Source organism: Rahnella inusitata, from assembly GCF_965118895.1.
GTDB lineage: Bacteria > Pseudomonadota > Gammaproteobacteria > Enterobacterales > Enterobacteriaceae > Rahnella > Rahnella inusitata_A.
Genome location: NZ_CBCPJJ010000005.1, coordinates 159,709 through 183,269, shown reverse-complemented (window position 1 = coordinate 183,269; position 23,561 = coordinate 159,709). Strand labels below are relative to the sequence as shown.

Genomic DNA, 23,561 nt, shown 5'->3' with positions numbered 1-23,561 from the left:
ATATTAGACCTGTTTATATGCATGAATAGTTTCAGCAGCACATCGCTGCCAAGAGAAGGTTTTTGCCTGAATTAATCCCTTTTGAATAGCAAGTTCGCGCCATGTATTATCTTCAATGCTTTTTTGAATTAATAGCGTCAACGTTTCTACATCCAAGGCAGCACAAGTCAAAGCGCTGTCGCCTACAACTTCAGGCAAAGAAGAACTATTAGAGCAAACGACGGGAACTCCTGATGCCATAGCTTCCAATACAGGAAGGCCAAACCCTTCGTACAAAGATGGGAAAAGGAAACTAGCTGCCCCTGCAAATAAATAGGGTAACTCCGTCGATTTTGTATAACCTAGATAACGCAGCCACCCTTCGCGTTCAGCTTTCTCAAAACGAGTGTGCAGTAGTTCACTGCGCCACCCCTTGAATCCACTGATAACCAGAGGAAACGCTTGCCGAATCACATGAGGCAATCGCTCATAAGCAGAGAGCAAAGTTTCAATGTTCTTGCGCGGTTCGATCGAACCGGTAAATAAGCAATATTTACCAGGTTGCAGGCCAAGTTTAGTAACTACCGATGCAATAGACTCTGAGTCGCGAGGATAGAACTCACCACTGCTTGCAAGCTTCGCTGAAAATACTTTGTTAGTAGGTAAATTAAAATATTCAATTACCTCATGACGAGTAAAATCAGAATCAGTGATCAAAATATCTGCACGCTTCATGCTCAGTATTATTTCTTTTTGCATGAAACGGACACGACCAGCGGGATGACATTGCGCCCATGTAAAAACCGACAAATCATGAAAAGTTGCAACACTAGGCCCAGTTTTTGGAGGCAAATAAAAATTTGGGCTGTGATAAATGGCATCAGGATATTTTTTAAGTGCAAAAGATTTAAGTAAAGGTGCAGAAACACCATAAAGTTTAGAGGCTAATTTACTTCTTTGTACCATTTGACGCAAACCTTGACTTGTAAAATTGCTCCCTTTAGCTTCAGGTATATGCCGACTTATTTTCCGTCCATGCAAAAATAATAGTTCTGATATCTCAGGGCTTACACTCAAACAATTTGCCAACTCATAAGCATAGCGACCGATACCTGTTAATGGGTTTTTAATGGGGTCGGTACCAAATATAACTTTCATTATCAGTTTTCCAATATCCAGCGTAGAGTCTCTTCTAACGGTGGACTTTCCCAAGAGCCAATTATTGATCGTAATTTTGTTGCATCACCACAAAGCACCTTAACTTCATTGGGACGCACAAAAGCAGGGTTCTTATGTATCTCTATGTGATGCGATGTAATTTTTTCGCAAATTGAGATTACTTCACGTAATGAATAAGTACGGCCAGAACATACATTAATTATCTCACCAATAGGCTTAGTTTTCAATAATGCAAGGTACGCTTTAGATAAAGCACGTACATCAGTAAAGTCACGCCAAACATCAATATTACCAAGCTCGATTACTTCAGAGTGTTCTTTGAAATGTCTAACAATTTTTGGCACCAAAAAATCACCAGACTGACCTACCCCAATATAATTAAAAGGCCTAGTAATGACAATTGGAAGCTTATCCATCCATAACTTTGCCATATACTCCATGGCTAATTTGCTGACAGCATAATCATTTGCAGGCAAAGGGGTCATTGATTCATTAAGTTGTCCCTCTGTAGTATTCCCATATATATTGGCGCTGCTAGAAATTAAAATTGCACTAGCAGAGTGTCCACTATTATGGAGTGCGAGCAGTAAATTGCGCGTGCCCAGCAGATTAATATTATAAAAAGCATTGGGATTTCCATGACCAACAAACGCTATTGCAGCTAAATGAATTACCACGTCCGGTTTGATTTGCCTAACTACTTTTGCTAATGCCTTTTCATCAAGAATATCCACCTGAAAATAGTTAGCCTGCAGAGAGGGTAGCGAACCTATGCCATAAACACTATATCCGGCAGCGGATAATTCCGCTGCCATATAACGACCAGTAAAACCATTAACCCCTGTAATCAGGGCTCGTTTGCTAGCATGAAGCATTAGAATGAAAATCCTTCCTGATTACGCACTAAATCTTGCTCAACCATCATCTGGCAAAGCTGCTCAAGATTAATCTTGGGCTCCCAACCTAAAACACTTTTGGCACGTTCAGGATTACCAATAAGTAATTCGACTTCCGCTGGACGGAAATATTTTGAGTTAACTCGAACAAGAATATTACCTGTAGCTGAATCAACTCCAACTTCTTGTTCATCTTTACCTTCAAAGCGCAGTTCATATCCTGCTGCCTTGAACGCCATAGAAACAAAATCTCGAACAGTTTCGGTACGATTGGTGGCTAAAACAAAAGTATCCGGCTTATCTGCCTGCAACATACGCCACATTCCTTCAACGTATTCTTTAGCGAAACCCCAGTCACGTTTAGCATCCATATTACCTAACTCAAGTACTTCTAACTTACCAAGCTTTATCTTAGCAACTGAATCGGTAATTTTTCGCGTAACAAATTCGCGACCACGTAATGGTGATTCATGGTTGAAGAGAATTCCACTAGCAGCAAATATACCGTAGCTTTCACGATAATTAATTGTCATCCAATGAGCATAAAGTTTCGCAATGCCATAAGGACTACGTGGATAGAATGGTGTATCTTCTTTCTGGGGTACAGCCTGTACTAAACCGAACATTTCAGATGTCGAAGCTTGATAAAAACGAATTTTTGGATTTACTATGCGAATGGCCTCCAGCAAATTTACCGGACCAATACCAGTAATTTCAGCCGTCGTAATTGGTTGCTCAAATGAGACACCAACAAAACTCTGGGCCGCTAAATTGTATACTTCTACCGCATTGGACTGCTGCAATAATCGAATACTTGCTGAGAGGTCTGTCAAGTCATACTCGACTAATTTCAAGTTAGGATGTTGATTAATACCTAATTCTTCGATACGCCAAAAGTTAACTGAACTTGTACGACGATAGGTTCCGTAAACCAGATAGCCTTTTTCGAGAAGAAGTTCTGCAAGATAGGCACCATCTTGCCCAGTTATACCTGTAATTACAGCTGTTTTCATAATGATCTAACACCTTAGTTTACACGATTACACAAAAAAATGGGAATACAAATATTAACTTTTTAAGGCATGCGTAATATTAGTCGTTTTTCTTTCAAAACTAATAATAAAAAATTAGCAAGGTTTAGTGTAATACATGAACCTCCTTTTTTCATGATAGATATACACCTGGAATAAAAATAGAGAGAAGAAAAGAATGAATCTAAAAGGTAACACAAATAACATTGATGATAATATATACATATATATTAAGAATAAACCCTTTCTTTCTCTAAAAGTCAAGGCAATACCAAATGAAATAATAATAAAAAAAAGCAGCCCAGGAAAGCCAAAGGTTAGAACAATAAAACTGAGTACATCCTTAGGAGCAAAATCTTCATATGCCGATGCATTTTTAGGGTCCACGTATGAAGACATTTCTGAACAAATAACATTTATTCCGTTGAGAGATCTGCAATAGTCGTCAATGAATGGTTCAAGTGTTGTTTTATATCCATAAAAACCAGTACCAAGCGGATAGTCTTGTAGTTGAGAAATGCTCGTAATCGGAAAACCAAACCGTGTGACATAAGTCATAGTTGCACTGGGTTCTTTTGAATTAGAAAGTATAGAGAATAATTGGGGATAGATAGCAGCTAAAGAAGCATATGCAGCAAATATGATTAATGGCAGTAATAAATATACTTTCCTAAACACGCCGCGGAATTTAAAGATAACATTTAACATTAATATTAATGGGAGTATTACTAAAGTGAATTTGGCGCCCGACAATACTGTTACAAAGAAAAAAAGACAAGATAGTTTTATTCTATGTTTGTGCCTGGAAAAAAATATCAACAAGAACATCAATCCGAAAAAATAACCACTTAGACTGGGTTCGCTGAACGTTGAAGAAAACCTCATATTATGGTCATACAACCAGGCTCCACTTAATATTTTAGTATTGACCCCGAACAATGCCAAAAAATATAACAATAGTGAGATTATTGTAGTTGCGATTATAATAGTCAAAAGACTATGCCAGAGTTTTATATTACTCTCAATCTTGAATGCATAAAAATATATTATTAACCACAAATAAAGATTTAACACAAAAGATAATGATTTGCTGTACTCATCATTATGATAATAAACCCCAGTAAGAAAACCTGTTAGCAATGCAAATGCTGTGGCTATTAATATTATATAGTATCTATTTTTATTTTTATATATCGTTAATAAAATCATCGCCAAAAATAGCTTTAATATAGCATCAGCCATACTAGAAATACCTTTCGGCATACCTAATTGTGAAAAATCGACGCCGCTAAATAAAGCATTAATCATTAATGAGATAATAATTATTTTGATTGTAATGCCAAATCTCTTATCAGGCATCTGATTATAATTGCTTTCAATCACGAATATCCCTCAGTAACTATTCACGTGGAAATTAAATATCTAACTATACTTTAAATATAGGGCTACCACATATTTCAAATATCCAAACTAACAACTTGATCGCAATGAGATTACTGGCACTAGATTTATTTTTATTACAGGGTCACATGCCATCTCTAATTACAAATAACTTAATGCAAAGTGTTATTTGACTGAATTATCATGTTTCTTATATTTGAAAAATATTTTTATCGAATCAATCAACATTATTTTTACGACATTTCTTGCTTTAATAAACTCTCGCCTTTTAATTCTATTAGCCAACACACCAGCCAAGGAAAACCATACTAGAGGTAAAGTATATGGATAAAATCTTTTGGAAACAATAAGCCTATTTCTAACTGCACAGTAATCAGCAATATTACTCCTCCCACCATTCGTACTTAATCCAACATCGTGATATACATGACTTTCCACTGCAACAGCTAACTCATAATATTGAGCAGCTCTTAAACAAAAGTCAATCTCTTCAAAATATAAAAAATAGTCTTCAAAAAGTAGTCCAATTTTTTTGAAAACATCTGCTCTTATTAACATCGAGGCACCGATAATATAATCGATATCTTTACGTATTTTTCGTTCCATCGAAACTGAAAGCAAAGGTTTGAACTCTTCAATATGTTGTGTGGTAGATAAAAACTTGTTAAACGCCCCTCCAATTCCCTGAATTATTTGTGGATTATTTTTTAATATTAAAAGTGAACCACAAATACCAACATTCGGATCATTATTCATTACATCTATCATGTAGTTAAGACTATCTTTTTGAACAATAGTGTCATTATTCAATACCCATATGAAGGTACAATGCTGATCATTTAATCCAAATCTAATACCAACATTATTGCCACCTGCATATCCGTAATTTTTATCGTTTTGAATAAGAACGACTTTTGAAAATATCTCATTATGGCTCTCAATTTTAATTTCTTGCTCGTTTATAACAGCAATATTTATATTATTTTCAACCATTCTATCAAGTAAGCTGCGCTCAATATAGGATAATGAATCATCACATGAATTATTATCACAAACGACAATAACCAGTTCAGGGTCATCAATCTTTAGTACTGATTCAACACACTCGAGGGTAGATTGCGCATTTTTCCAGTTTAGAATAACAACATACTTCATTTAACGACCTTTTTTATGATATTTTCCCAACGCAAAGAAATTGTCTCAAGACGGAATTTTTTTGCAGCAAAAATACTTTCACTTTTATAATAATCAAGTTTATTTATGTCATTACTAAACATCTTTAACCATTGAAATGCTGAGTCAGTAAAGTCATTTTCTTTAAAAATAAATTTTTCCAATGCTGTGTTTTTCAAAATATCTATTGGGCCAACATGATCAACAGTTAAGGAAATGCATCCGCATGCCATCGCCTCGATTAGAACCATACCGAACAGCTCTTCCCAGTTTTCGGTCTTCTTAGAAGGCAATAATAATATATCGCAGAGCCTAAGTTTTTCCGCTATTTTTGCTTTATCGCTAAGATGACCAATATAATGGAGATTATTGCATTCCTTAGTATATTTTAAAACCTCATCTACCAACTTACCTTTTCCTATAATTTCGAAAGAGACAGATGGTAATAGTTTTGATAATTGAAAAACATTATTGATACCTTTTGATGCTTCTAAACGACCAAGGTAAATAACTTTTAATTTATCACCTATTTTCCTATCTTCCGGAAAAAAAAACCTCTCATCAAATGAATGATATACCACGTCCGTTTTATCCATAGTACCAGGATAATTAAAATTTAAATTATTTTTTACATAATTTGTAACTGTAGCAATATGTCTAGCATTACTTAGAAAAACATCCCATTCTCTAAAAATACTTTTGCAAATTAACTTTTTGGGATATTTCGAGCCATCCCAATATGGCCAAGATGTATGATAAATATATCTTGCTCTACGGAGGACCCGATTAATAAAAAAACCCTCCAATCATATGGAGCAATACCTACAATACACATATGTTTTCTTAAAACAATGGGAAAAATAAAAAATATTGATAAGAGGATAAAATCTCTAAACAATTTATAAAGTAGCCAACCATTTCGATCACGAATGGAACTTGCAAATGTCCGAATGAAATCAAATTCTAAGAAGCTAATTTTTATATTATTACGTTTAGCATATTCAATCACACCGGAGTAATGTGTTTTTTCCCCATACTCATGAAGTATGATAATTCGAGACATGTAATGCCGCTCCATTTATGCGTTGTTCCAATAAATCATGTTAATTTGAGAATCAAAAAAAAGTAACAACAAAGAAATAACGACATTAAAAATGCATTAATTAAGCCCTTTGATTAACATACCATTAACTAGCATAACAAAATCGCATGAATTATAATAATACCATCTAAAAACGTATTGCTATGAGCGATAGCGGTCAACACATTTATTCGATATTAAAACCAAAGCTAAACAGTCAATAATTACTCGCAGTGACCAGGCATACGCAGCGCCAATCAAACCATACATATGGAGGCTATAATATAAAAGAACCAGATAGGGTATTACTTCTAAGCAATGTAATAAAGCAGTTAGTTTTGCTTTTCCCACAGACTGTATAGTTGCGAATGGTATTTGTGCCATAGCGTTGAAGAAGAAACCAACTAGCAATATACTGAGAATGTTAGTTGAGTGTTCAGCATAATCTTTCCCCATCCAAAGATATAAAATTTTTTCTGAGAAAATAATACCCATGATTACAACAGGCAGGCATCCAACTATCATTAGTTTATAAGAGGACATCAACTGTGAACGAAACTTCTTGGAGTCTGTTGTATTACTTAGCCGGGGAAAGACTGCACGAGCTAGCGCGCCAGGTAAAACGCTCAGACGAGAAACCGCCTCTGAAGGAGCAGTGTAGTATCCAACCACTTTAGCGCCGAATATGTTTGAAATAATAAATCGATCAAAATACCCCATCATCGGACTTATTATATTACTTACCGTAATCCAACCTCCAAAAAAAATTAAGCGTTTAAATGTAACTAAATTAAATTTAAAGCTGGCTTGGATTAATTCTTTTTTGAATATTATGAAAGCAATCAAAAGAGAAATCAGACGTCCTATGGCCAAACCAAGGATTGCATAAACAAGACTATTGTGAAATATTACAAATACCGCTGGGAGACCGGCTATAATTGAACTACCGATACTGCGTTGGAGATTAACAATCGAAAATCTCTCATCACCTTCCAAAACTGACATCCAAAGTTGATTCAGAAGGAAAACCGGAATAGTAAAAACAAGTATTTTTAATGCACTCTCAACTTCTTGTGTATGCAGCGAGGTTATATTTAATAAATGAACTATCTCGGGGATTAATATATAGATACAAAGTACGCCAGTTGAACTAAACATTAAAATAAATGATGTCGCAGTCGATATTATTTTATTACGTTCATCAGAATTTTCTCTGTATAACGCAATTTCCCTTACAATAGCCCTAGTTAAACCGACATCAAAAATCCCAGCATATCCTACAATTGCAATTGCAATTGTATATATACCGAATAATTCAGGCCCAAGAGCTCGCGCTAAGTAACCCAGCGCTGGAATAGTTATAAGTGTCGGTATTATAGTGCCGGAGAGATTCCATATACTATTTTTAATAAGACTCATATATTGCTCATGCCGTTCATTTTATTCATCCCAAACATTGCAGGAAAACATCACTGTGCTTATCCAGAAATGACCTTTGAATATCATTGAAAAACATCTGATTCCATCAGCGATTTTCCACTTTGGTCTTTAGCAGATAAAAAAGGGGGGGTTTTATGTGGCCATTCTATATTTATATCTTTATCATCCCAACATATACACCTCTCATGGGTAGGTGCATAATAATTTGTCGCCTTATAAACAAACTCTGCTACATCACTAATTACGTAAAACCCATGCGCAAACCCTTCAGGTATCCAAAGCTCACGGTTATTATCTGCGGATAAATGTATTCCTACCCATTTACCAAAGGTTGCTGAATTTCTACGGATATCTACTGCAACATCAAAAACTTCGCCGACCACGCATCGAACAAGTTTACCTTGGCCAAATGGTGGTAATTGAAAATGTAATCCACGAAGAACACCCTTCGTTGATTTGGAGTGATTGTCTTGAATGAATTCTACTGTATGTCCCACAGCGTCCTGAAATACCTGCTGGTTAAAACTCTCGAAGAAAAAACCACGGTCATCACCAAAGACTTTAGGCTCAAAGATCAGTACATCTGGAATTTCTGTTTTAATAGTTTTCATCAGTGTTAATAACCTTTAATCATTTTCATCAGATATTTTCCGTAATCATTCTTTATCAATGGTGCTGCTAGTTTTTTCACTTGCTTGACGTCAATAAATCCCTTACGGAAAGCAATTTCTTCCGGACATGCTACTTTTAAACCCTGGCGCAACTCGATAGTTTGAATAAAATTACTGGCCTCAATCAAACTCTGATGCGTGCCCGTATCTAGCCATGCATAACCACGCCCCATCATGGCAACAGAGAGACGACCTTCCTCAAGGTAAAGTCTATTAATGTCGGTAATTTCATACTCACCGCGCTCAGAAGGTTTTAATCCTTTAGCCATTTTCACGACACTATTGTCATAGAAGTACAAACCTGTAACGGCATAATTACTTTTTGGTTCTAACGGTTTTTCTTCCAGAGAGATAGCTTTACCTTGTTTATCAAATTCTACAACACCATAACGCTCTGGATCATGTACATGATAGGCAAACACCGTTGCACCCGACTCTTTTGCTCCTGCAGCTTCTAATTGCTTCTGCAAATCATGGCCGTAGAAGATATTATCACCCAAAACTAGTGCACAATCATCATTACCAATAAACTCTTCGCCGATGACAAAAGCCTGAGCCAATCCATCCGGGGCTTCCTGAACTTTATACTGGAGTTTTAGCCCCCACTGACTGCCGTCTCCCAGCAATTGCTCGAAACGAGGAGTATCCTGAGGAGTACTAATAATCAATATATCCCGAATTCCCGCCAGCATGAGTGTACTGATCGGATAATAAATCATAGGTTTGTCATAAATGGGTAAGAGTTGTTTACTCACTGCCATTGTTACTGGATACAAACGTGTACCCGATCCGCCTGCGAGAATTATTCCTTTACGAGTGGTCATATTAAGCTCTCAATTTTTTATGCTGCCCCGTTGAGACAGTACAATTTGATGGTCGGAAATCTTCACAGACCTGTAGGTGTGAATAACTCTGCAAGCATGCGTTTAACCCCTGTATCCCATGATGGCAATGTTAAATCAAAGGTGTCCTGGAATTTACGATTATCAAGCCTGGAATTATTTGGACGCCGTGCGGGGGTTGGATAGGCGCTTGTTGCAACAGGATGCGTTTTCTTTAATGCCAGTTCAAATGCATTATTTTGGGCTTCAGTGAAGACAAGATTAGCATAATCAAACCAGGTAGTTGTTCCGGATGCGACGAGATGGTAGAGACCAGCAACTTCAGGCTTACACAGCGCTGTTCTGATGGCATGAGCAGTACCATCAGCAAGCAGTTCAGCACCAGTAGGAGCACCAAACTGGTCATTGATAATTGAAAGCTCATCCCGGTCTTTTGCAAGACGAAGCATGGTTTTTGCAAAGTTGTTCCCTTTGCCAGCATATACCCAGCTTGTGCGAAAAATCAGGTGCTTAGGGCAATTCTTCTGAACAGCAATTTCACCGGCAAGCTTGGTCTCACCGTAGGTATTCAATGGTCCTGTTGCATCATCTTCTGACCAGGGTTTATCACCGTCACCTGGGAACACGTAATCAGTAGAATAATGGACTAACCATGCACCTATTAAGGCAGCCTCTTTTGCAATCGCCTCAACACTCGTCGCATTCAACAATTGAGCGAAATCAGGTTCTGATTCTGCTTTATCAACTGCGGTATGTGCAGCAGCATTCACGATAACATCAGGTTTAATACGGCGAACGGTTTCAGCTATCCCTTCTGGATTGCTGAAATCGCCACAGTAATCTTTTGAATGCACGTCAAGGGCAATCACATTTCCTAAAGGAGCCAGAGCGCGCTGTAATTCCCAACCAACCTGACCTGTTTTACCGAACAGAAGAATATTCATTATTTACGTTTTCCATAATTCTGCTCAACCCAAGACTTGTAAGCTCCGCTTTTAACGTTGTCTACCCACGTGTGATTATCTAAATACCACTGAACTGTTTTACGGATACCAGTTTCAAAAGTTTCGAGTGGTTTCCAGCCAAGTGCATGATTAATTTTCCCTGCATCGATAGCATAACGACGATCATGACCTGGACGGTCAGCCACATACGTGATTTGTTCGCGATAGGATTTATCTTTAGGAACCAATTCATCCAGCAGGTCGCAAATAGTGAGAACCACATTGAGATTTTTCTTCTCGTTATGCCCACCAATATTATAGGTCTCCCCAATTTCCCCTTTTATAACCACGGTATAAAGTGCGCGGGCATGATCTTCTACATATAACCAGTCACGAATCTGATCACCTTTACCGTAAATCGGCAGACTTTTGCCTTCTAGAGCATTGAGGATGACCAACGGAATGAGTTTCTCTGGGAAGTGATAAGGTCCGTAGTTGTTAGAGCAGTTTGTAACAATACAAGGCAGGCCATACGTACGTTGCCATGCGCGCACAAGATGGTCACTTGATGCTTTCGAAGCTGAATAAGGACTACTTGGTGCGTAAGGTGTTATTTCAGTGAACAGCGGGAGAATCTCATCATTATTCCATTCATCAGGATGAGGCAAATCGCCATAGACCTCATCAGTTGAAATATGATGAAATCGGAAAATGTCTTTTTTCGGGCCATTGAGTTCTGACCAGTACGCACGCGCTGCTTCGAGTAAGGTGTAGGTCCCTACTATATTGGTCTCAATAAATTCTGCAGGCCCTGAAATAGAACGATCAACATGGCTTTCTGCAGCAAGATGCATCACTGCATCCGGTTGATGCGTCGCAAAAATTTGCTCAAGTGCTGCTTTATCGCAAATATCAGCCTGAACAAAATCATAGCGTTCACTGTCAGATATCATTGATATTGACTCGAGGTTACCTGCGTAAGTCAATTTATCAACGTTAATCACGTAATCTTTAGTATTGTTAATAATATAACGGACGACTGCAGAGCCTATGAAACCGGCACCACCAGTTACTAAAATTTTCATCTTAGGTATCTCTTTACACATCAAATCTAAAAATCTAAAAGACGAGCCCGCTCTTAATTCTTTCTTTCTTTAAGTGAACTCTGTCTAGCCAAGTTATTAATGAACGACACAAACGCACCAAAGCATAAAATAAATAATATCAGAACCGCTAATTGATTGTAGTTATTCAGATCAGCAACAATACCCACTACCGAAAATAAAATAGATATCGCTAACACTATTATCAATGCAGTAGTATGCCTGAATCCGTATTTCAAAAGAATATGATGTAAATGCTCACGGTCCGGTTTAAAAGGACTGTCCCCCCTGCGAACTCTCGAAACCATCACACGGATCATATCCATAAGTGGCACAGCTATGATCCATAGTGCAGTAACCGGATGTAATATTGCTGTAGTCCCCTGCGTTGCAAGAATAATTAACCAGATAACGGTAAATCCGATCAAAGTACTTCCAGCATCCCCCATGAAAACTTTAAATTTACGTCCCCACGGGATGCCTAGGTTCAGCAGGATATAAGGGATACAGGCAATTGTCAGGCAAATACACCACTGCGCAAGTTCAAAGTTATTATGTAGTGAAAAGGCTACGCCTAGCGAGGCAAAACTGACGCAAGATAAAGCACCAAGCAATCCGTCAATCCCATCGACCATATTGAAAGCATTAATTGCACACATAACGGCGAATATTGTCACTACGTATCCCAAAATACCTAAACCTACCGGGTAGCCCAGGAAAATATCACCGAGTGAAGCAAGATGTAATCCACTATACATCATGACTATGGCCACAAATGCTTGCAAAGCTATACGGGGTGTAACAGGCAAATCGTAACGGTCATCCAGGACGCCGACAAGTAATAGCAAGCTGGTACAAATGATGTAATAGCTAAAATTTGGGAACCAATCAGGCTGCAAGAAAAACAATATCCAAATAGATATGTATATTGAAACACCCCCGACCAGAGGAATATGCCCATTGTGATGTTTCCTCGCATTAGGTTTGTCTACCAACCCAACACGACGCGCAATTTTACGAGCAATAAATAATGAAGCTAACGCACTGAAAAATATTATAATATATTCTTGCATGACCGCACCATGTTCAATCGATTAATGTTTTAAATTATTTAAAGCTTTATTAATAACGCTAACTAAGCGGTGAGTTTTAAGAATTTAGTAATTGAATCAATTTTAGATTTATTTAGATTATGTTCTCAACTTAACCGAATATCGTTCTTAAGAAAATTTCCATGTTTACAGAAAACCTATCTATTTTGTTGCTTGCGGTCAGGCGCAAGTGGTTAAAAACCACGCTACCGCCCTTGGCTCACAAGCTACCAATGCACTTATCCGACATACCTAATTGAAACAAATCGTAAACCATGCACAACACCAGGCAACTATCTCGATCAACCCGTCCAACACGACTGGCAATTTTTAACCTATTTATCTTTGATAGTAACATGTAATCATCTTAAAAATCAGGCTGCACGTTGAAACTCATAAGTCAATTATGATTGTAAGCGTTGACGATATCTTCTCCTGATAAGACAAAAAATTTCAACAGAAGAATTTTGTATAATTTATTCAATAGCATATATTAAATAATTACATACATGATTCAAGACAATTTTTGAGAGCATGCGTATCTTTCCACAACAATACCTGATCAGCTACTTAAAAATCGTCAATCAAGAGTGTGATTTTCGAACAAATAGGCCAGCATGAGGATTACTGACATAGCCTAGCTCAATACTCCGCAGAACGCAGCCTTAATCCTATTTTTCGTTGGTAAATGTATGTTTTAACGACATCGTTGCTTAGATAACGTACAAGGCATTTTTGAATTCGATTTAAATGTAAGAAACATAATTACTTATAAACTGGGTAGCCGGTTATTTATTATTCCTGCGCATCATTCGATATTTATAAAGCTGCCTAGGGGGGCATTCTGACCAAGTGTATTCATTGCATAACCACTAATTTCCGCTATAAAAAAGCACCATCCAGATGGTGCTTTCCTTACAACAGGTCTTGAGCGCTATTACTCGCCTGCAAACTCTTTCAACCACGCTTTGAAAGCCTCACCCTGTGAGTTATGACGTACGCCATACTCAACAAAGGCTTTCATGTAACCCAGCTTGTCACCACAGTCATGTGAACGGCCGGTCATCGTGAAGGCTTCGACGGTTTTCTTCTTCATCAACAGGGCAATAGCATCTGTCAGCTGAATTTCGTTGCCTGCACCATAAGGGGTGATTGCCAGCAGTGGCCAGATATCTTCGGAGAAGACATAACGCCCTACTACCGCCAGGTTAGACGGTGCATCTTTACGCTCAGGTTTTTCAACGATTGCGGTCATTGGTGTACTTTTACCAGGCTCACCTTCAACCCCATTACAGTCGACAACGCCGTATTTAGACACGTCTTCTTCCGGCACTTCTTCAACCATAACCTGACTGTTACCTGTTTCTTTGAAACGGGTCAGCATAGCGGCAAGGTTGTCCTTGCGCAGATCGCTGGTGGAATCATCCATCAGGACGTCTGGCAGAATAACCGCAAAAGGTGAATTACCAATCAAAGGTTTAGCGCAAAGAACCGCGTGGCCCAGGCCTTTTGACTGCCCCTGACGCACGTTCATTATCGTCACACCCTTAGGACAGATGGACTGAACTTCTTCAAGCAGCTGGCGCTTAACGCGTGTTTCCAACATGCTTTCCAATTCGAAGGAGGTGTCGAAGTGGTTTTCAATGGCATTTTTTGAGGAATGCGTAACCAGAATGATTTCTTTGATGCCCGCAGCAGCACATTCATTAACGATGTACTGGATCAGAGGCTTATCGACGATTGGCAGCATTTCTTTTGGAATCGCTTTCGTCGCTGGTAACATACGTGTGCCCAGACCGGCAACAGGGATAACAGCTTTTAACATTGTAAAGGATACTCCTTGAAACCTATTGTGTGTAAATCCAGTTGGTTAACGTGATTAATCACAGAGAGTTCACCAGACTGAAATTGAAAATACAAACTTATTGCCGAGCACGATAATTTTCTTTACCGAGTATAGTCCCTGTCGTTTCGTTTAGGGAAACCATACTGCGTACTTCAGAACATCAAGTACATAGCCTGTCTATGTGAATACGATACCAGTAAGCAGCACCAAACGGTAAGCTAAAGACTCAAATTTAGGAATGTTGAACCTGTTCGACGATTTTATCATCACAAATTGCTGCTTTCCAAATCAGATTGATAACTCATATTTATAGATTCCCTTAGCTCACTTTGCTCAACTTATCTTAAAGTACCCTGCTGTTTTAGATTTGAATTTTCCGTGTCTGACGCCCATTATTCACCGTGCGGCAACCGCCGTGTAACTATAGGTGAAAAACGTAATATGGAATGGATCGCCGATCCGTCGATTTGGGCCGGGCTGGCTACCCTGGTAGTACTCGAAATTGTTCTGGGCATAGACAATCTAATTTTTATCGCCATTTTGGCGGAGAAACTTCCGCGCCAGCAGCGTGATAAAGCGCGCGTTACCGGGCTTTTACTCGCCCTGGTGATGCGTTTATTGCTGCTGGCCTGTATTTCGTGGCTATCTACGCTGACTCGTCCCCTGCTTACTGTGCTCGGGCATGCATTCAGCGCCAGAGATATGATCATGCTGACCGGCGGGGTCTTCCTGCTCTTTAAAGCCACCATGGAATTGAACGAACGGCTTGAAGGAAAGGATGAGGAGCAAACCCAACAGCATACGGGAGCCAAATTCTGGGCGGTAGTCGCGCAAATTGTGGTACTGGATGCCGTCTTCTCGCTGGACTCCGTCATCACCGCTGTCGGGATGGTCGATCATTTAGCCGTCATGATGGTCGCAGTTTGTATCGCCATCGGGCTGATGTTGCTGGCAAGCCGGCCGCTTACGCGCTTTGTGAATGCACATCCGACGATCGTGATTTTGTGTCTTAGCTTCCTGCTGATGATCGGCTTCAGTCTGGTCGCAGAAGCTTTTGGTTACGCGATCCCGAAAGGTTATCTCTACGCTGCTATTGGTTTCTCGGTGATTATCGAAGCACTGAACCAGCTGGCACAGTTCAACCGCCGACGCTTTTTATCTTCACGCCGTTCATTGCGTGAGCGTACCGCAGAAACGGTACTTCGCGTTCTTCGCGGTAAACATGAAGAAGCCGAGCTGGATGCCCATTCCTCCAGCATGATTGCTGACAGCGCTAATGAAGAGGATGCGATTTTCAATCAGCAGGAACGCCATATGATTGAACGTGTTCTCGGGCTTGGGCAACGTACCGTCAGCAGTGTCATGACCTCGCGGCATGATGTCGATAACCTTGAATTGAATGACCCGGTGGACGTGCTGACACAGCAAATTGCCAATAACCAGCACACCCGCATGCTGGTGACAGAAGACAGTTCGACTGACGAACCGTTGGGCGTGGTACACGTTGTGGACTTGCTCAAACAGCAACTGCTGAAGAATGAATTAGATCTTAAAGCGCTGATACGTCAGCCGCTGATCTTCCCGGAGCAGCTTTCCCTGTTGATGGCACTGGAACAGTTCCGTCAGGCAAAGACGCACTTTGCATTTGTAGTCGATGAGTTTGGTTCGGTTGAAGGGATCGTAACGCTGACAGATGTTATGGAAACGATCGCCGGTAACCTCCCGGAGTCAGATGAAACGCCAGATGCGCGCCATGACATACAGCAGTTGGAAGATGGCACCTGGATTGCCAACGGCTATATGCCGCTTGAGGATTTAGTGATGTACATCCCCCTGCCGGTTGATGAGAAACGTGAATACCACACGCTCGCCGGGCTGTTGATGGAGCATACGCAGAGCATCCCACAGGTGGGCGCGCAGATTACCATCCACGACTATCTGTTCGAACCGCTGGAAGTCAGCAGCCATCGCATTCTGAAAGTGAAAGTCACCCCGCTCAAATCGGCATCGGATAACGATTACGAAGTCTGATACGACTGCAAAAAGAAAACGGGTGCCTGCTTCAGGCACCCGTTTTTATTCCTAAGACGCTGCTTAATGGTTATTTATTCAGAAATTTTTGCACATCTTCTTTTTCTTTACTGTCTTTACGCTTATCAATCCAGTTCTGAAGTGCGCTGCGGGCGCTTTGTTCCAGCGTGCGTCTCAGTACCTGATCAACCTGCAACTGGTAACCCATTTGCGCCCACGGGCCGTAAACCCGCAAAGGAATGTCCGTCGTTTTGAGCGTATTAATCAGATTGCTGTCACCTTTCCAGCCACCTGTGACGCGGATCAGTAAGTTCATATCCACCTGCTGATCGGCCATGTCGATGCTGCCGTTCCCTTTCGCAGTAACCATCGGCGACTGACCCTCGAGATTAGTCAGCGTCAGCGTGCCATCAGCAAGTTTGCCTTCGGCTTTGAGCGTATCAATCTGGCTATAGTGATCGTAGCGCTCGAGCCCCTGTACCTTGTCGCTGCTGCGCGCAACCGCCTGCTGAATAAGCTGCTGAATATTAATACCATTCAGGTGAGCATTATCCATGGAAAGTTGTCCTTCTCCCTGCCAGCGCCGTGCGAAATCTGCAGCGGAAAGCCCTTTGCCGTTAACATCGCCTTTCAGGGAGAAACTGCCGGTCAGCGCTTTCGGTAAATCATAGGCCGCCAGAACATCACCCAGCTCGATTTTGTTCACATCCGGCACCAGGTGCACCTGAATCTGTTTGCCGGTCACGTCCATATCACCCGGGAGTGAGAATTTCCCGCTGCCCATATTGCCGCTAAAGGTAGATAAGGTGACCTGACCCTGCTGATTTTCTGCATTGAGTGCCAGATTTTGGATCTTCAGACCACGGTAAGTTAAATCAGCGACTTTCAAAGCCAGTTTGGCATTAAAGGCTTTCAAGCTGCTCAGCCCGTTCGGCTGATCGTCAACATCGCGGGCAATCACCGGGGCGGATGTCACAGAAGGCGCATTTCCCGTTGTTTCTGCCTCGGTTTTAGGCTGCCAGCCGCTGAGCGCATCGAGGTCGAGTTTATTAGCGGTTAAATCCAGCTGATAATTCGGACTAGCTCCGAGTGTGGCCGAGGCGGTGCCAGAGACCTGATTATCGTTGGCGGTTAAATCCAGCTGGCTAAGTTTGATAGTGTCGGTATCGCGCTGATAACTGGCTTGCATTGCACCGCTACCCTGCACGCCTTTAACCGGAATATCTGCACCGTTTAGCTGATAGGTAAACTTGCTGATATTCGCTGCAAAGGTCTGCGGATAATGCTGCATATCCAGTTCAGCTTTCATCGTGAAAGCGAGATCGCGCTGATTACGGTTAATGCGGCTTGAAAGCTGAACAGTTGCCTGCCGGTTAGCATCTTTATCCATCTGCATGTTGATATCGCGAACGTTGATGACATCATCATCGCCGCGTTGCCAGATAAGAAGACTGTCGACAATGCTTAATTTATCGATATCAAATTTCCAGCTCGCCTCAAGTGTCGGCGTTACCGGCGCAACAGGCGTTGGTGTGGAGGGCGCGACTGGCGCGTCAGGCTGATTTTCTTCACTATCTGGCGTAAGACGAACGACCGCATTTTTCAGCAGAACCTGCTTCACTGCGAGCTGATGAGAAAGCAGCGGCCAGAGTTTGACGTCCAGCCGCATGTTTTCGGCGCTGACCACCGGCGCTTTGGCACCCGGCGCGGTCAGCGTAGTTTGTCCGGCGATAATGCTCAGCTGAGGCCAGACATGCCAGCGCAGCGAGCCGTTGATCGCCAGCTGATAGCCGCTTTTCAATTCAACCCGTTCCACCATATATTGGCGGAAGTCGTTCGGGTTAATCAGAAACACCAGCGAAGTCATGCCGGCAATGATAACCACCAGTAAAATCACCAGTGTTGTCAGTAGTCTTCTCATGCCTTCCTCACGTTTTTATCCTGCCTGCAGATAAAAAAGCTGAATCAGTCTTCATCAATACGGCTGGCAACCGCACTTTGCTGGTCGCGATATTTCGCATCCTGGCGGCTGTTATAAGGACGCGCTGCCGGGCCGGATAACGGCTCGAAACTCAGTGCGCCAATCAGCATGCCGGGACGAAGTGCTAAGGGCAATTTGCCGGAATTATAGAACTCCAGCACGATGCGTCCCTGCCAGCCCGGATCGATGCGGTGCGCCGTGACGTGGACCATTAATCCCAGACGCGCCAGCGATGAGCGCCCGTCCAGCCAGCCGACCAGATCATCGGGTATAGAAACCGTCTCAAACGTCACCGCCAGCGCCAGTTCACCCGGATGCAGGAAGAATGCTTCACCTTCTGGCAAAACAATTTCATCACTCATCACTTTATCGAGAGAGGCGCTGACTTCGTCCTTCGGGCCACTCAGATCGATAAAACCGGCGTTGTGCCCGAGAAATACGCGAAAGCCATTGCCCAGACGCACATCTACTGTAGCACCGTTAATACGTTCTACAGGCGGACGCGGTGAAATCCCTAATTTGCCACTGTCCAGCCAGGCTTCTATATCTCGATCGCAAAGTCTCATCGTTTCTCCGGTATGTGTTCTACAGCATGGCGATTAATTGAAAAACTGGCTGATTTTTGCCTTTAAAATATCAATCGCAATCCGGTTTTTTCCGCCACGCGGCACAATGATGTCTGCGTATTGTTTGGAAGGTTCGATAAATTGCAGGAACATCGGGCGGACGGTTTTCTGATACTGCGCCATCACTGAATCCATCGAACGGCCCCGTTCGTTGACATCACGCTTCATGCGACGCATAAGGCAAATATCAAGAGGTGTATCGACGAAGATAGAGAAGTTCATTTCCTGGCGCAGACGCACGTCGGTCAGCAGCAGGATCCCTTCAAGAATGATGACTTTTTTCGGTTTTAGCGTCACCGTTTCGGCAAGTCGGGTATGTTCAATAAAGCTGTAGCTCGGCAGTTCAATTGCCTGACCTGATTTCAACGCCTGTAAGTGCTGAAACAGCAAATTGTGATCCATCGCACTCGGATGGTCGTAGTTGGTTTTGACCCGCTCTTCCATGGTCATATGGCTTTGGTCTTTATAGTAGCAATCTTCGGGGATCACCCCGATGTGCTCATCGCCTACCTGATCACGAAGTTCACGGTATAACGTACTGGCGATAAGGCTTTTTCCCGAAGCAGATGCGCCAGCGATACCTACGATGACACACTGATGGAATTTGTCAGACATAAAATTAAAGACCTGATTTGGAAGTTGGAAGGCAAACACAGATATGTGCTTTGAACGCGGCAATTATAAGTTCAAGACACTGCCTGATGCCAGCGTTAAGGCTGTGTAATCGCTGACATCGGGCAATAAATCGCTGAGTTGAGAGATTAAACTGCGCGGAAAGCGATTTCTGTCGGAATTGCATCGCCTTTCCAGAACAGTTGTGACGCCACTTTTGACGCCAGTTCACGATAAATCGTTGTAAATTCGCTCTCAGGATTCGAAACGACCGTCGGCTCGCCGCGATCCAAATCTTCACGCAGCGAGATGTGCAGTGGTAATTGCGCCAGCAGCTCACAGCGATATTTCTCTGCCAGACGCTGTGCGCCACCGGTGCCGAAAATCGGTTCGTGATGGCCACAATTGCTACACACGTGCATGCTCATGTTTTCGATAATGCCCAGCACCGGCACATGCACTTTCTCAAACATCACGATCCCCTTCATGGCATCGAGCAGCGCGATGTCCTGCGGCGTGGTGACAACCACAGCGCCGGTTACCGGAATGTTTTGCGACAGCGTCAGCTGAATATCACCGGTGCCCGGCGGCAGGTCGATCACCAGATAATCCAGATCCGGCCACAGCGTATCCTGCAACATCTGCATCAGTGCTTTGCTGGCCATCGGACCACGCCAGACCATGGCATTTTCATCAGTGACCAGATAACCAATCGAGTTGGTCGCCAGGCCATGCGCCATAATCGGCGACATATGTACGCCATCCGGTGACGTCGGACGCTCATCTTCAGTACCCAGCATATTCGGCACCGACGGTCCGTAAATATCGGCATCCAGAATCCCGACTTTGCCGCCCTCGGCCACCAGCGCCAGTGCCAGATTCACCGCCGTCGTGGATTTCCCGACGCCGCCCTTGCCCGAACTGACCGCCAGAATATTGCGCACACCCTTAATTCCCGGCTGCTCATTCGCCCGTTTCATGGTGGCGATGTCGTGACGCAGGGTCCACTGGACCGCCGATGCACCGGTTACGCGCAGCAGTTCGCCACTGGTTTCCTCTTTCAAAATCTCAAAACCGCTTTTCCAGGCGAAGGGCAGCGTCAGGTCAATATGTAAAACGTCGTCCATTAACACGCAATGATGCAATGCCTTAATGGCGTTGAGATCTTTTTGCAGGGTTGAATGACGAAAGGTGGCCAGTACGCCGGTCACTAGTGCGCGCAGCCCCGCGGGGGTGGTCTGCTGTGGGGATTGAGATGTCATCCCGGCTCCTTGAAACTGGTTATCAGACTATTTATTAAACGACTTATTCTTTAAATAGCATAACAGAAGGTTCATGCAGAGATCCCCCGTTTGTTTACGAGGGGCGGCGCTTTCGGTTAACATCAATCCCCCTGATTTCAACAACAGAAAGCAAGCTCTTACTATGGCTCAAGTCGCGAAAAAAATTTTGGTAACCTGTGCACTTCCGTACGCCAACGGATCCATCCATCTCGGTCACATGCTCGAGCACATCCAGGCTGACGTCTGGGTTCGTTTCCAGCGAATGCGCGGCCATGAGGTGCACTTCATCTGTGCGGACGATGCGCACGGCACGCCGATCATGCTGAAAGCTCAGCAACTCGGTATTAAGCCGGAAGAGATGATTGCTGAAATGAGCCAGGAGCATCAGAAAGATTTCGCCGGCTTTGGCATCAGCTACGACAACTATCACTCCACGCACAGTGACGAAAACCGTGAGCTGTCCGAGCTGATTTATGGTCGTCTGAAAGAAAACGGCTTCATCAAGAACCGCACCATTTCTCAGCTGTACGATCCGGAGAAAGGCATGTTTCTGCCGGACCGTTTCGTCAAAGGCACCTGCCCGAAATGTAAATCACCGGACCAGTACGGCGATAACTGCGAAGTGTGCGGCGCGACCTACAGCCCGACTGAGCTGATCGAGCCGAAATCCGTGGTGTCCGGCGCGACGCCGGTAATGCGTGAGTCCGAGCACTACTTCTTCGACCTTCCAGAATTTAGCGCCATGTTGCAGGCGTGGACCCGCTCCGGTGCTTTACAGGAACAGGTCGCGAACAAAATGCAGGAATGGTTCGAATCTGGTCTGCAACAATGGGATATCTCCCGCGATGCGCCTTACTTCGGTTTCGAAATTCCGGATGCGCCGGGCAAATTTTTCTACGTCTGGCTGGATGCGCCAATCGGCTATATGGGGTCATTCAAAAACCTGTGCGACCGTCGCGGCGATCTGAACTTCGACGAGTTCTGGAAAAAAGATTCCACCACCGAGCTGTATCACTTCATCGGTAAAGACATCGTTTATTTCCACAGTCTGTTCTGGCCGGCGATGCTTGAGGGCAGTAATTTCCGTAAACCGACCAATCTGTTCGTTCATGGTTACGTGACAGTTAACGGCGCGAAGATGTCCAAATCGCGCGGTACGTTCATCAAGGCCAGTACCTATCTGAACCATCTGGATGCGGACTGCCTGCGTTACTACTACACCGCCAAACTGTCTTCACGCATCGACGATATCGACCTGAACCTGGAAGATTTCGTGCAGCGCGTGAATGCAGACATCGTCAACAAAGTGGTGAATCTGGCGTCCCGTAATGCCGGTTTTATCGCCAAACGCTTTGACGGCAAACTGGCTGATAAGCTGGCTGACGAAGTGCTGTACAAAACCTTCACCGATGCCGCTGAAAGCATCGCGCAGGCCTACGACAGCCGCGAATCAGGCCGCGCCATCCGTGAAATCATGGCGCTGGCCGATCTGGCTAACCGTTATGTGGACGAACAGGCACCGTGGGTTGTTGCAAAACAGGAAGGCCGCGACGCTGACCTGCAGGCGATTTGCTCAATGGGCATCAACCTGTTCCGAGTGCTGATGACTTATCTGAAACCCGTTCTGCCATCCCTGGCTGAGCGGACAGAAGCCTTCCTTAACACTGAACTGAGCTGGGATTCCATTGCACAGCCGTTGCTGTCGCATCAGGTGAATCCGTTCAAAGCGCTGTTTAATCGTATCGAACTGGATAAAGTCGCTGCGATGGTCGATGCCTCGAAAGAAGATATTGCAGCGGCGAACGCAACCGTAGTCACCGGTCCGCTGGCGGATGACCCGATTCAGGAAACCATCACTTTTGATGATTTCGCAAAAGTCGACATGCGTATCGCGCTGATCAAAAGCGCTGATTTCGTGGAAGGTTCCGACAAACTGCTGCGTCTGCAACTGGATTTGGGCGGCGAAACCCGCCAGATTTTCTCCGGCATTCGCTCCGCGTATCCAGATCCAAAACTGCTGGAAGGCCGCCTGACCATCATGGTCGCGAACCTCGCACCGCGTAAAATGCGTTTTGGTATCTCAGAAGGGATGGTAATGGCCGCGGGTCCAGGCGGGAAAGACATCTTCCTGCTCAGCCCGGATTCCGGCGCACAACCTGGTATGCAGGTTAAGTAAGAACGTTTTTACTGACAAAAGCCCGATGAAATCATCGGGCTTTTTTTATAACTGTTGAAACATATTTGCTCCAAATACCCTATAGATTTCGGGTGTCAGGAAGGCGGCAAGTGAGAAAGTCCCCGGGAGCTTACATCAGTAAGTGACCGGGGCGCACGAGCGCAGCCAACGCATC

20 protein-coding genes are annotated in these 23,561 nt (G+C 43.2%); 2 read left to right on the top strand and 18 right to left on the bottom strand.

All coding sequences use genetic code 11. The features are described from left to right. Window positions 1-3: 3 nt before the first annotated feature. From ACMHLI_RS05605 to galU, 14 genes are all read right to left on the bottom strand, one after another. Window positions 4-1,137 (bottom strand): glycosyltransferase family 4 protein, encoded by a 1,134-nt coding sequence (locus ACMHLI_RS05605; protein WP_413528586.1) that lies wholly within the window; start codon window positions 1,135-1,137, stop codon window positions 4-6. Between the two features lie 2 nt (window positions 1,138-1,139). Then, window positions 1,140-2,033, bottom strand: coding sequence for a GDP-mannose 4,6-dehydratase (locus tag ACMHLI_RS05600; protein ID WP_413528585.1), 894 nt, complete (start codon window positions 2,031-2,033; stop codon window positions 1,140-1,142). Continuing rightward, window positions 2,033-3,067: a GDP-mannose 4,6-dehydratase gene (gmd, locus tag ACMHLI_RS05595; protein WP_413528584.1), complete on the bottom strand. Its 1,035-nt coding sequence runs from the start codon at window positions 3,065-3,067 to the stop codon at window positions 2,033-2,035. Before gmd ends, ACMHLI_RS05600 begins: the two co-directional genes overlap by 1 nt. A 114-nt stretch (window positions 3,068-3,181) precedes the next feature. Further along, window positions 3,182-4,468, bottom strand: a complete 1,287-nt coding sequence (locus ACMHLI_RS05590; RefSeq protein ID WP_413528583.1) for an oligosaccharide repeat unit polymerase — start codon at window positions 4,466-4,468, stop codon at window positions 3,182-3,184. A 183-nt stretch (window positions 4,469-4,651) separates the two neighbouring features. Continuing rightward, the gene (locus ACMHLI_RS05585; RefSeq protein ID WP_413528582.1) at window positions 4,652-5,641 is read right to left on the bottom strand and encodes a glycosyltransferase family 2 protein; all 990 of its coding nucleotides are present in this window, start codon (window positions 5,639-5,641) and stop codon (window positions 4,652-4,654) included. Continuing rightward, window positions 5,638-6,255: a glycosyltransferase gene (locus ACMHLI_RS05580; RefSeq protein WP_413528581.1), complete on the bottom strand. Its 618-nt coding sequence runs from the start codon at window positions 6,253-6,255 to the stop codon at window positions 5,638-5,640. The genes ACMHLI_RS05585 and ACMHLI_RS05580 overlap by 4 nt, the downstream gene beginning before the upstream one ends. 110 nt (window positions 6,256-6,365) lie before the next feature. Next, on the bottom strand, window positions 6,366-6,722 hold the full coding sequence (locus ACMHLI_RS05575) for a hypothetical protein (RefSeq protein WP_413528580.1): 357 nt from the start codon (window positions 6,720-6,722) through the stop codon (window positions 6,366-6,368). 180 nt (window positions 6,723-6,902) lie between these two features. Next, on the bottom strand, window positions 6,903-8,159 hold the full coding sequence (locus ACMHLI_RS05570; RefSeq protein ID WP_413528579.1) for a flippase: 1,257 nt from the start codon (window positions 8,157-8,159) through the stop codon (window positions 6,903-6,905). A gap of 83 nt (window positions 8,160-8,242) precedes the next feature. Then, window positions 8,243-8,791: a dTDP-4-dehydrorhamnose 3,5-epimerase gene (rfbC, locus tag ACMHLI_RS05565; RefSeq protein WP_413528578.1), complete on the bottom strand. Its 549-nt coding sequence runs from the start codon at window positions 8,789-8,791 to the stop codon at window positions 8,243-8,245. 5 nt (window positions 8,792-8,796) lie between these two features. Continuing rightward, on the bottom strand, window positions 8,797-9,675 hold the full coding sequence (rfbA, locus tag ACMHLI_RS05560) for a glucose-1-phosphate thymidylyltransferase RfbA (RefSeq protein WP_413528577.1): 879 nt from the start codon (window positions 9,673-9,675) through the stop codon (window positions 8,797-8,799). Between the two features lie 62 nt (window positions 9,676-9,737). Then, entirely contained in the window at window positions 9,738-10,637 is a 900-nt protein-coding gene (rfbD, locus tag ACMHLI_RS05555) for a dTDP-4-dehydrorhamnose reductase (protein ID WP_413528576.1), read from the bottom strand. Beyond that, entirely contained in the window at window positions 10,637-11,722 is a 1,086-nt protein-coding gene (gene rfbB, locus ACMHLI_RS05550; protein ID WP_413528575.1) for a dTDP-glucose 4,6-dehydratase, read from the bottom strand. The genes rfbD and rfbB overlap by 1 nt, the downstream gene beginning before the upstream one ends. Window positions 11,723-11,775: 53 nt before the next feature. Next, complete coding sequence (gene wecA, locus ACMHLI_RS05545) at window positions 11,776-12,813, bottom strand: UDP-N-acetylglucosamine--undecaprenyl-phosphate N-acetylglucosaminephosphotransferase (protein WP_413528574.1); 1,038 nt, start codon at window positions 12,811-12,813, stop codon at window positions 11,776-11,778. A 955-nt stretch (window positions 12,814-13,768) separates the two neighbouring features. Then, window positions 13,769-14,656: a UTP--glucose-1-phosphate uridylyltransferase GalU gene (galU, locus tag ACMHLI_RS05540; protein WP_413528573.1), complete on the bottom strand. Its 888-nt coding sequence runs from the start codon at window positions 14,654-14,656 to the stop codon at window positions 13,769-13,771. Window positions 14,657-15,118: 462 nt separating this feature from the next. Here galU and ACMHLI_RS05535 point away from each other — a divergent pair, with 462 nt between their 5' ends. Further along, window positions 15,119-16,708, top strand: coding sequence for a TerC family protein (locus ACMHLI_RS05535; RefSeq protein WP_413528572.1), 1,590 nt, complete (start codon window positions 15,119-15,121; stop codon window positions 16,706-16,708). A 70-nt stretch (window positions 16,709-16,778) separates the two neighbouring features. Here the strand turns inward: ACMHLI_RS05535 and asmA are convergent, their stop codons facing one another. The 4 genes from asmA to apbC form a co-directional block, all read right to left on the bottom strand. Next, entirely contained in the window at window positions 16,779-18,629 is a 1,851-nt protein-coding gene (asmA, locus tag ACMHLI_RS05530) for an outer membrane assembly protein AsmA (RefSeq protein WP_413528571.1), read from the bottom strand. A gap of 44 nt (window positions 18,630-18,673) precedes the next feature. Continuing rightward, the gene (gene dcd / locus ACMHLI_RS05525) at window positions 18,674-19,255 is read right to left on the bottom strand and encodes a dCTP deaminase (protein ID WP_056769537.1); all 582 of its coding nucleotides are present in this window, start codon (window positions 19,253-19,255) and stop codon (window positions 18,674-18,676) included. 33 nt (window positions 19,256-19,288) lie between these two features. After that, entirely contained in the window at window positions 19,289-19,930 is a 642-nt protein-coding gene (gene udk, locus ACMHLI_RS05520; protein ID WP_056769536.1) for a uridine kinase, read from the bottom strand. A 146-nt stretch (window positions 19,931-20,076) separates the two neighbouring features. Further along, entirely contained in the window at window positions 20,077-21,189 is a 1,113-nt protein-coding gene (gene apbC / locus ACMHLI_RS05515; RefSeq protein ID WP_413528570.1) for an iron-sulfur cluster carrier protein ApbC, read from the bottom strand. Between the two features lie 163 nt (window positions 21,190-21,352). Here apbC and metG point away from each other — a divergent pair, with 163 nt between their 5' ends. Continuing rightward, entirely contained in the window at window positions 21,353-23,386 is a 2,034-nt protein-coding gene (gene metG, locus ACMHLI_RS05510; RefSeq protein WP_413528569.1) for a methionine--tRNA ligase, read from the top strand. Window positions 23,387-23,561 lie beyond the last annotated feature (175 nt).